The organism is Bartonella queenslandensis AUST/NH15, assembly GCF_000312585.1.
Lineage (GTDB): Bacteria > Pseudomonadota > Alphaproteobacteria > Rhizobiales > Rhizobiaceae > Bartonella > Bartonella queenslandensis_A.
In genome coordinates, this window is record NZ_HE997979.1 from 97388 (window position 1) to 100422 (window position 3035).

Consider the following 3035-nt stretch of genomic DNA (forward strand, 5'->3'; position numbering starts at 1 on the left):
CCACATCCTCAACAGCCCACACCACCACGCACGCATCGCAATCCGTCCCTTCAGATCACGCGTCGTTTCCCACACTTTCTTCAACAAACCGGACAATTGTCATCACAGAAGGAGAAATTGATGCGCTTTCGCTTGCCGCCTATGGATATCCGGCGGTTTCCCTACCCTTTGGAGGCGGAAGGGGTGGTAAGCAAAATTGGATTGAAAATGAATTTGATCATTTAGAAGCTTTTGAAACCATTTTTTTAGCTACCGATATGGATCAACCGGGAGAAGAAGCCGCTCATGAAATTGCCAGCCGGCTTGGACGTCACCGTTGCTATCGTGTCCGCTTACCCCGCAAAGATGCCAATGACTGTTTAACCGCAGGGATTGATGCTGCCACCATAAAAGCAGCTTTTTCTTCAGCGAAAAGCTTTGCACCAGAAGGCTTACGGCGCGCCTCAGACTATAAAGATCAAGTAATTGGACTGTTTTGGCCAGAACCTGAAAAACATCTTGGCTATACGGTTCCCTATCCTAAACTGAAGGATAAATTGCATTTTCGTCCTGCCGAATTAACCCTGTGGAGCGGTGCCAGTGGGGCAGGCAAAAGCCAATTGTTGTCCGACTGTATTCCCCATTGGATTGCGCAAAACAGTCGTCTTTGCTTAGCGTCTTTAGAGATGAAAGGAGAACAATCCCTCCGGCGTTTAACAAAACAAACGGGCGGCTTAGAAAAGCCTACAAAAGAAACGATTGAACGCATTTTGCATTTTTTAGACGAAGGGCTTATTCTTTATGAACATGTTGGCAAATCAAGTGTCGACACCTTGCTTGATGTTTTTGACTATTGCCGTGCGCGTTATGGTTGCGATCAATTTATTATCGACAGTCTCATGCGACTTGGTATTGCCTCTGATGATTATGCAGGACAAGAACAAGCGGTTTATAAAATGGTGGATTGGGCTATTTTAAACAGTGTGCATATTCATCTTGTCGCCCATGCCCGCAAAGGAGGGCTCGATAAAGATATCCCAGGGACAGAAGATATCAAAGGCGCCTCAGAAATTGGTGCGAATGCTTTTAACATCATCACCATTTGGCGCAACCGCTCGTTAGAAGACAAAATATTTGCCGCATCCTTAGCTCAAGAAAAAGCAGATTTAGCCAAACGTCCCGGTGTCATTATGAATATTGCCAAACAACGTTCCGGTGATTTTGAAGGCAAAGTAGGGCTTTGGTTTGATCCCCAAACCTATCGCTATCGCTGTTCTTTTGAGCCCCCCTTACCCCCACGGCGTTATCTTTAACGCCCCATTCATACCACTTTCTTTAAAAATGCCTTCCCCTTCACACACACAGCCTTCACTTCCAGATAAATCAAAATAAAGAGAAATGTTCTTATAATGGTCAATACATCCTCATTTGAGAACCAAAGCCAGCTCAATCCCAGATGCTTCGCTCCCAAAGAAACAAAGAAAAAGAAAACGCCCACAATGCAGATAAAAAGTACAAAATCCAAAACACGCAACGACCTCTGCAACACCATATTGCTCTGTTCCTGTATAAAGAACCCCAAGAGCAGCTTTAACAAGACAGCAAAGATCAACACCTTCAAGAACATCTCGCTTACGCTATTCATCTCCCTGACACCCACAGCAAAAAGCATAAGGAGAACAGCCATCAGACAACAAAACATGGACCACCTCACGAAGACTTGCCAAACAACAGGCAGACTCCCCACCTCCCAATGCACCAAACCAAGGATAGCGCCAAAAATGCAGGAAAATACCGCCATCTTTAACAACAGCTCCCCGCTAACAGTGCGCTCCCCTATTCCCACAGAAAGAAAACCAAGGTAAAGAGCAAGGACGCCGTAAAAGACCACCCACCTGCCAAAAAAACGCCACCTTGTAACCTCACGGCGTGCAGCCAGCTTAATCAATAAAACCAAGGTAACAGCAAAAAGGCAAACAAACCCTAACAACAGTAAAAACCACAAATCCTGCGACATTCCTATCTCCCCGCAATAATAAAATGAAAAATAAAATGAAAGAAAACGCCCTCAACGCAACAAAATACCCATTCTTTTTAAGCCTCCCCCAGCATCAGACCAACACATCTCATACCTTCATGAAAAAAGGCGCTCATAAAACGAATAAGAAATACAAAAATGCAAATCGAACCCCACTCATTTGAAACCCAAGTGAAACCACTCATTTGAAACCCAAGACCAAAGCGCACCAAAACGCTTGACTCCCACAGACGCAAATCCAAGGATAATACCCAACAGGCAACGCAATGCAAAGCTTTTCAAAAACAAAAAAACACGCGTGATCACTGACCTTTGCCCCCTCCTCAATAAAATCCTCTTCATCCGTAAATCCAAGGACGGTTTCAACAAGACAACACCCCCAGCCCCAATAAAAACATCTGCTCCAGCAAAAAGATTCCCCGCTATAATATCAAGACACAGAATACAAAACACTAGGATTCCAGATAAACAAACATCAGGATAACGCCAGCAATGTAGCAAAACGCTCATCACTGCTAAAACACCAAACCAAGTGAAATCAATCGCCCCCACGCCCACAAAAACAAACCCAATAGATATACCGGCAATGGGAGCAAAATATCACTCCTTTTCAAAGAATGAAATCCTAAACCCAAAACACCTTACCCCTCTATAAATAAGGCAAAGAACAAAGCCCCAAAGGACACCAAATACCCACGGGATTGAGAACCAAAGCCAAGTCAAACCACAATGCTTAAATTTGCTTATAAATAAAATCAGAAAGAGCAGCCCAAATGAAGCTAAACAACACCATCTTGAAAAACAAACCCTTCGTTACACCCCGCCGCTGCATGACTCCATAACCAACCATAAGAAAAATGCTGGGAATGCCATAAAACGCCATAGCGCGTAAAAATACGCCCCACGTCATCCCAAAAGCCTGCATTTCTGTATAAATAGCCACAGAGACAAAAGCCACAATGCCGCTAAACACGAATCCCTTCAAAGACAAAACCCTGCGCACCATTACTTAGAACCT

4 protein-coding genes are annotated in these 3035 nt (G+C 44.3%); 1 reads left to right on the top strand and 3 read right to left on the bottom strand.

All coding sequences use genetic code 11. From position 1 onward, the window contains the following. Positions 1-1292: bifunctional DNA primase/helicase (locus BN338_RS01380; protein WP_083868406.1), on the top strand; the 1292-nt coding region annotated here is incomplete at its 5' end. A gap of 8 nt (positions 1293-1300) precedes the next feature. On the opposite strand, the gene BN338_RS01385 is transcribed toward BN338_RS01380, so the two are convergent. The 3 genes from BN338_RS01385 to BN338_RS11985 form a co-directional block, all read right to left on the bottom strand. Continuing rightward, positions 1301-1996, bottom strand: coding sequence for a hypothetical protein (locus tag BN338_RS01385; protein WP_039758305.1), 696 nt, complete (start codon positions 1994-1996; stop codon positions 1301-1303). A 177-nt stretch (positions 1997-2173) separates the two neighbouring features. Next, a complete protein-coding gene (locus tag BN338_RS01390) occupies positions 2174-2575 on the bottom strand; it encodes a hypothetical protein (RefSeq protein WP_039758307.1) in 402 nt (133 codons plus the stop codon). Positions 2576-2750: 175 nt separating this feature from the next. Next, complete coding sequence (locus BN338_RS11985) at positions 2751-2990, bottom strand: hypothetical protein (RefSeq protein ID WP_198003655.1); 240 nt, start codon at positions 2988-2990, stop codon at positions 2751-2753. Positions 2991-3035: the final 45 nt, after the last annotated feature.